At 53.1% G+C, this 6,249-nt stretch carries 5 protein-coding genes, 4 tRNA genes and 1 rRNA gene; 8 read left to right on the top strand and 2 right to left on the bottom strand.

Annotation, left to right across the window (positions count from 1 at the left end):
* From DL346_RS28690 to DL346_RS28670, 5 genes are all read left to right on the top strand, one after another.
* Window positions 1-115, top strand: a 23S ribosomal RNA gene (locus DL346_RS28690); the annotation flags it as partial.
* Between the two features lie 82 nt (window positions 116-197).
* A tRNA-Thr gene (locus DL346_RS28685) sits at window positions 198-273 on the top strand.
* A gap of 10 nt (window positions 274-283) precedes the next feature.
* Window positions 284-359: transfer RNA gene (locus DL346_RS28680), tRNA-Lys, on the top strand.
* Between the two features lie 37 nt (window positions 360-396).
* Window positions 397-479, top strand: a tRNA-Leu gene (locus DL346_RS28675).
* An 11-nt stretch (window positions 480-490) separates the two neighbouring features.
* Window positions 491-565: transfer RNA gene (locus tag DL346_RS28670), tRNA-Gly, on the top strand.
* Between the two features lie 69 nt (window positions 566-634).
* Here DL346_RS28670 and thpR read toward each other — a convergent pair.
* Together thpR and DL346_RS28660 are read right to left on the bottom strand one after the other, a co-directional pair.
* A complete protein-coding gene (gene thpR, locus DL346_RS28665) occupies window positions 635-1,231 on the bottom strand; it encodes an RNA 2',3'-cyclic phosphodiesterase (protein ID WP_112885814.1) in 597 nt (198 codons plus the stop codon).
* Between the two features lie 32 nt (window positions 1,232-1,263).
* Window positions 1,264-1,998: a spermidine synthase gene (locus tag DL346_RS28660; protein WP_112885813.1), complete on the bottom strand. Its 735-nt coding sequence runs from the start codon at window positions 1,996-1,998 to the stop codon at window positions 1,264-1,266.
* Between the two features lie 377 nt (window positions 1,999-2,375).
* Here DL346_RS28660 and DL346_RS29970 point away from each other — a divergent pair, with 377 nt between their 5' ends.
* The 3 genes from DL346_RS29970 to kdpB are packed head-to-tail and all read left to right on the top strand — an operon-like array spanning window position 2,376 to window position 6,232.
* On the top strand, window positions 2,376-2,453 hold the full coding sequence (locus tag DL346_RS29970) for a potassium-transporting ATPase subunit F (RefSeq protein ID WP_112885820.1): 78 nt from the start codon (window positions 2,376-2,378) through the stop codon (window positions 2,451-2,453).
* Window positions 2,454-2,483: 30 nt separating this feature from the next.
* Window positions 2,484-4,157 (top strand): potassium-transporting ATPase subunit KdpA, encoded by a 1,674-nt coding sequence (kdpA, locus tag DL346_RS28650; RefSeq protein WP_112885819.1) that lies wholly within the window; start codon window positions 2,484-2,486, stop codon window positions 4,155-4,157.
* 35 nt (window positions 4,158-4,192) lie between these two features.
* Complete coding sequence (kdpB, locus tag DL346_RS28645) at window positions 4,193-6,232, top strand: potassium-transporting ATPase subunit KdpB (protein WP_112885812.1); 2,040 nt, start codon at window positions 4,193-4,195, stop codon at window positions 6,230-6,232.
* The last annotated feature ends 17 nt before the right edge of the window (window positions 6,233-6,249 follow it).

Below are 6,249 nucleotides of genomic sequence, written 5' to 3'. Positions count from 1 at the left end.
GATGAGATTTCCCAATTAGTAAGACCCCTGGAAGACGACCAGGTTGATAGGTTCGAGGTGGAAGCGCAGCAATGTGTGGAGCTGACGAATACTAATCGGTCGAGGGCTTATCCTAAATACTTCGAATCAGCTAAGCAAGAAACCTTCGCAAAGGTTCGTATCCAGTTTTCAGGGTGACAAGTGCTCCTGAATGTCTTGCCGGTGTAGCTCAGTTGGTAGAGCAACTGACTTGTAATCAGTAGGTCGTGGGTTCGACTCCTATCGCCGGCACCATTTTTTACTTGAGCCATTAGCTCAGTTGGTAGAGCACCTGACTTTTAATCAGGGTGTCGTAGGTTCGAGTCCTACATGGCTCACCATTTTCGTACTAAACGATCATGGGGGCACATATACTAAGCGCGTATGGCGGAATTGGCAGACGCACCAGACTTAGGATCTGGCGGGCGACCGTGGGGGTTCAAGTCCCTCTACGCGCACCATACCTTTATTTGCGGAAGTGGCTCAGCGGTAGAGCATCGCCTTGCCAAGGCGAGGGTCGCGGGTTCGATTCCCGTCTTCCGCTCCATTACAACTTGAATTCAACTTTACATAGAAAAGCTGTTCTCCTCTGGGGAACAGCTTTTTTTTTTGTTGTTCAGCGGGGAAACTCAACAACCGAGAGCGCCTCATACATCGGGCGCTGCTGTAATCTGCTCTTATAGAGCGTGATTGCATCGACACTCCAAGTGACAGCTGCTGCAGCCGGCACGTTATAGCGGTCAAGCAGTGAGCGCTCGAATGGCTCTTCCCCCGTGTAGTTGCGGGCAATCGTGAGATGAGGATGGAAACGGCGCTCCTCCGGAACGAAACCGAGCGGCTCAAGCAGTTGGGATACCGACTTCTGAAGCAGCTGGAGCTGCGTTAGGTCGCCTTCCACCCCCGCCCAGAGGATAGAGGGGGTTGCGGGACGTCCGAAGACGCCGAGCGATGTCATCCCAAGCTCGAAAGTCTGAGCCGCTGCCGCTGCCTCACGAAGAGCCGAGATGATCGCAGAAACCCGCTCGCTAGGCGTATCGCCTAGAAACTGCAGCGTAATGTGGTAATCCTGCTCGTGCACCCATTTGCGAAACGGAAGCTGCTCTTCGATGTCGTTGCACCAAGAGGAAAGCAACTGTTTCACGGAATCCGGCACGGAAACGGCTGCGAATAACCGTACGGAAGACGATGCGGCTGGGGAGTCCGCTGATCGCATAATAAAAGACCTCTTTTCTTAGAACGGAATGATCAATCTTCAATGATATAGCCATGCCCCAATTCGATTTCCACAAACCCTGCCATCTTCCTCGCTTGATATGGAATTGTGCCGCCTCCCCCCACAAGAATGTAATTCCTCCGATCGGCTGCGCTGGCCGCTGGCAAGGCGAAGGCTTTCACGTTCGGGAACACTTCCCGTAGCGTCGCGTGAATCGCGGCAATATTAGCATCGTTTTCGCTTTTGCCCATGAGATTGATGATGATGGCACCCTCCTCATCCAGCTTGGAGGCGGCCAGCTCGAAGAAGCCCGTAGACGTCAAATGCCGTGGCGTTCCTTTGTCCGAGAAGGCATCGAGCACTATAAAATCGTAGGAGTGAGCGGACTCGTTGGCGAGCAGCTCACGGCCATCCCCGACCGCTACATTCGTACCGCTATAGCCAAAATACCGCCTGCTCAATTCAACCACCTGCGCATCAAGCTCCGCTGCTTTGACCCTTCCTGTGCAATGCCTCGCAATCGTCCCGATCCCGTGCCCAATGAGAAACACGCTGCCTGATGAGACACCGCTGCATGCCATCAGATGCAGCATCGCCTGCGGATATTCGAACAAAATCCGCTCCGGCTGATCCAAGTCCATCGCGCCCTGCATGGCGTTATCCGAAAACTGCAGGATACGGAAACGTCCCCGCTCACCGCTGTATTCGTCGGTGTCGTAGACGGTAATTTCATTTTGCTCACCGATTTCCCGGTAAAGAATCCGCATTTCGTCGCTCAAACTCCTTTACTGCAAGGCCTAGTCGCTTTCAGCGTAACGCAATGCGGCAGCATATTCAACGGAGAAGGCGTACGTAGTCGTTTTAATGCGCCGCTACACGATTTTTATACTATTTTTACACCATGCCGTTTGTTCTTTACCCCCTTTTTACGGCGCTTCGTAATAAGATTTCACTATACCGGCGAGGGGAAAATATGCAGGTATGGTTTGGATGTTAAATGATCGAATGAAGCAAATTATGGGCATATGGAAACGGGAGGAAGGCAAGCATGAACGATTTTACGATCATTCTATTGTTTATCGGCGCATTCGTCATATTCTGGGGATTCCGGAAGTTCTGCGAGAAAGCCTGAGGAGGTCAAGCGATGACAGTCGTAGCCATTATTGCATGTGCGTTAATCATCTATCTCGGATTTGTGTTAGTAAAACCGGAAAAATTCTAATCGGCAAGAGCGGAGGATTTCAACATGGGTATCGGTTTTGTGCAAGTAGCCATCACGCTCATCATCATCATGTTGTTGGTTAAGCCTGTTGGCAGTTATTTAGTTAAGGTATTCCAGCAAGAGAAAACAGGACTCGACCGCGTATTCGGTCCAGTGGAGCGATTGTTATACCGGCTAATGGGCGTACGAGAGAATGAAACCATGGGCTGGAAAATGTATGCGGGGGCCGTGCTGCTCAGCAACTTTGTCATGATGCTGCTGCTTTATCTCGTGCTAAGGCTGCAAGGCCATCTGCCGCTGAACCCGGACGGCGTTAGTAACATGGGAGCCGCGCAAGCCTTCAATACAGCCACTTCGTTTATTACGAATACGAACTGGCAGTCGTACTCGGGCGAGAATGGGCTGTCCTATCTGTCTCAGCTGTTGGCGGTTACGTTCCCTATGTTTACTTCGGCAGCGACCGGCTTCGCCGTAGCCGTTGCGTTCATTCGCGGACTTGTGGGACGGCAGGACAATCTAGGCAATTTTTACGTCGATATGGTTCGCGGCATTACGCGCGTTTTCCTGCCGCTCAGCTTCATCGTCGCGTTGTTCTTGGTGTTTCAAGGTATTCCGCAAACGTTTCAAGGCGCAGTGGACGTGACTACTTTAGAAGGCGCGAAGCAAACGATCACAAGAGGTCTTGTCGCGTCGCTGGAATCGGTGAAGCATCTCGGCACGAACGGCGGAGGCTGGTTCGGTACGAATGCAGCGCATCCTTTTGAGAATCCGACTCCGCTGTCCAACGTGGTTCATATTGTGTGCATGATGCTGCTGCCTACTGCGCTTGTCTATGCTTTTGGGCTTATGGTTCGAAATAAGAAGCAGGGCTGGGCCGTTTTCGGAGCCATGGGCTTAATCTTCGTAGTTATGCTGACGATCGCATTCGTTTCGGAGTACAAAGGCGTAACCGCGCTCGATACGGCAGGTCTTCACGGCAATATGGAAGGTAAAGAGGTCCGGTTCGGCGAAGCGCAGTCTGCTCTGTTTACGACGGTGACGACGGCGGCGACAACGGGCTCCGTCAACAACATGCATGAATCGCTGACTCCGATGGGCGGCTTCGTTCCGCTGGCTGAAATGATGCTGAACAACGTGTTCGGCGGCAAGGGCGTCGGGCTTCTGAACGGTTTATTATATCTTATTTTAACCGTCTTTATTTGCGGACTGATGGTAGGCCGGACGCCGGAATTTCTGGGCAAAAAGATTGAAGGCAAGGAAGTGAAGCTGGCCGCCATTGCCTTGCTGATCCATCCGCTTATCATTCTTGCGCCGACTGCGCTCGCGCTGTCAACGCCGGCTGCGATCGCCTCGATCAGCAACGGAGGGACTCATGGCATATCCGAGGTGCTGTATGCCTTCACATCCGGTTCAGCCAATAACGGGTCCGCATTCGCCGGACTGAACGCCAATACGGATTTCTATAATGTGGGTATCGGCCTAGTCATGCTGTTCGGACGTTACATTTCCATCATAGCGATGCTTGCTATCGCAGGTTCGCTTGCAGTTAAACGGATCGTGCCGGTCACGACGGGTACGCTGCGCACCAATACGCCGCTGTTCACAGGCATTTTGATCATGATCATCTTGGTCATCGGGGCGCTTACGTTCTTCCCGGCGCTTGCGCTTGGACCGATCGCCGAACAGCTAGGCATGCCTAAATAAAGTTACGATGCAGGTTTATTCATAGGAGGATCAATATGTCGGCACGTAAAAAAACGATTACGAAAGATATCGCAGCACAGGCCGCGCTCGATGCATTCAAGAAGCTGAATCCAGCCGTTATGATTAAAAACCCGGTCATGTTTATCGTAGAAGTAGGGACGGCCATTACAATGCTGCTGTCCATATGGCCGGCTCTGTTCGCTGCGGACCATGTCGGGCGGGGCTATAATGTAACGGTGTTTATCATCCTGCTGTTTACCGTATTGTTCGGCAATTTCGCTGAAGCCCTCGCAGAGGGACGCGGCAAAGCTCAGGCGGACACGCTGCGGAGAACGAAGTCGGAAACGATGGCTAAGGTGCTGCAGCAGGATGGCACTACGCGTAACGTTCCCTCGACGCAGCTGAAGAAAGGGGACATTGTCCGCGTCGATGCCGGAGAGCTGATTCCGACGGACGGCGAAATTATCGAGGGTCTTGCCTCGATTGACGAATCCGCGATTACGGGGGAATCCGCTCCGGTCATCAAGGAAGCCGGCGGCGACTTCTCTTCGGTAACGGGCGGAACCCGGGTTGCATCGGACTACATTATTATGAAGGTCATGACCGATCCCGGCGAATCGTTCCTTGACCGCATGATTTCGCTGGTAGAAGGGGCGAAGCGCCAGAAAACGCCGAATGAGATCGCCTTAACTACGCTGTTAGCCGTTTTGACGATCATTTTCATGATCGTTATCATGACGATGGTTCCGATGGCCGATTATTTGAACGTACAGCTCGATATTGCGACGCTCATTGCCCTTCTGGTCTGCTTGATTCCGACTACGATCGGCGCACTGCTCTCCGCGATCGGTATTGCCGGCATGGACCGGGTCACGCAATTCAACGTGCTCGCCATGTCCGGGAAGGCCGTCGAGGCAGCGGGCGATATCGATACGCTCATTCTGGATAAGACCGGTACGATCACTTACGGGAACCGGATGGCCGCGGAATTTATTCCGGTCAAAGGGACTGCCGCAAAGGAAATGACCTTCATCGCCCTGCAGGCATCCGTGAAGGACGAAACACCAGAAGGCCGATCCATTGTGGAGCTTGCCAAGAAATTAGGCGAGTCTTGGGCGGAGAATGAATATGCAAGCGCAGAAATCGTGGAGTTTACGGCGGAAACGCGGATGTCCGGCCTAGATCTCTCGAACGGCACGAAAATCCGCAAAGGCGCGGTTGATGCCATTAAAAAATTTGTCGGCGCTAATGGCGGCAGCATCCCTGCGGATTTGGACGAGATCACGAACCGGATTTCGAGAGCGGGCGGTACGCCGCTGGCTACTGCGGTAAACAACCGCATTTATGGCGTCATTTATTTGAAGGATACCGTGAAGCCGGGGCTTAAGGAGCGGTTTGCGGAGCTGCGCGCCATGGGCATCAAGACGATTATGTGTACGGGCGACAATCCGCTGACGGCAGCCACGATCGCGCTTGAAGCCGGCGTGGATGATTTTATCGCCGAAGCAAAGCCGGAGGATAAGATCGCCGCGATTAAGAAGGAGCAGCAGGAAGGCAAGCTCGTGGCCATGACCGGCGACGGGACGAACGATGCGCCTGCCTTGGCGCAAGCCGATGTCGGGCTGGCCATGAACTCGGGGACGATGGCGGCCAAGGAAGCGGCCAATATGATCGACCTCGATTCCGATCCGACGAAGCTGCTGTCCGTGGTCAGCATCGGCAAGCAGCTGCTCATAACGCGCGGCGCGCTGACGACGTTCTCGATCTCCAACGATATCGCCAAGTACTTTGCGATCATTCCGGCTATGTTTATTTTGGCTATGCCGCAGCTGGATGCACTGAATATCATGAACCTGGCTTCTCCGAAATCAGCCATCCTGTCCGCGCTGATCTTCAATGCCATCATTATTCCGCTGCTGATTCCAATTGCGATGAAGGGCGTTAAATTCCGTACCCTCTCGGCAGATAGGCTGCTGACCCGCAATGTGCTGATCTACGGGGTCGGCGGCATCATCGTACCGTTCGTCGGGATAAAGCTTATCGACCTGGTGCTTTACAGCTTGAACATTGTCTAACATTATGTTTGTAGGAG

Source organism: Paenibacillus montanisoli (assembly GCF_003268025.1).
GTDB classification, from domain to species: Bacteria; Bacillota; Bacilli; order Paenibacillales; family Paenibacillaceae; genus Paenibacillus_Z; species Paenibacillus_Z montanisoli.
The sequence above is the reverse complement of the archived record's forward strand: the minus strand, read 5'-3'. Positions and strand labels throughout refer to the sequence as shown.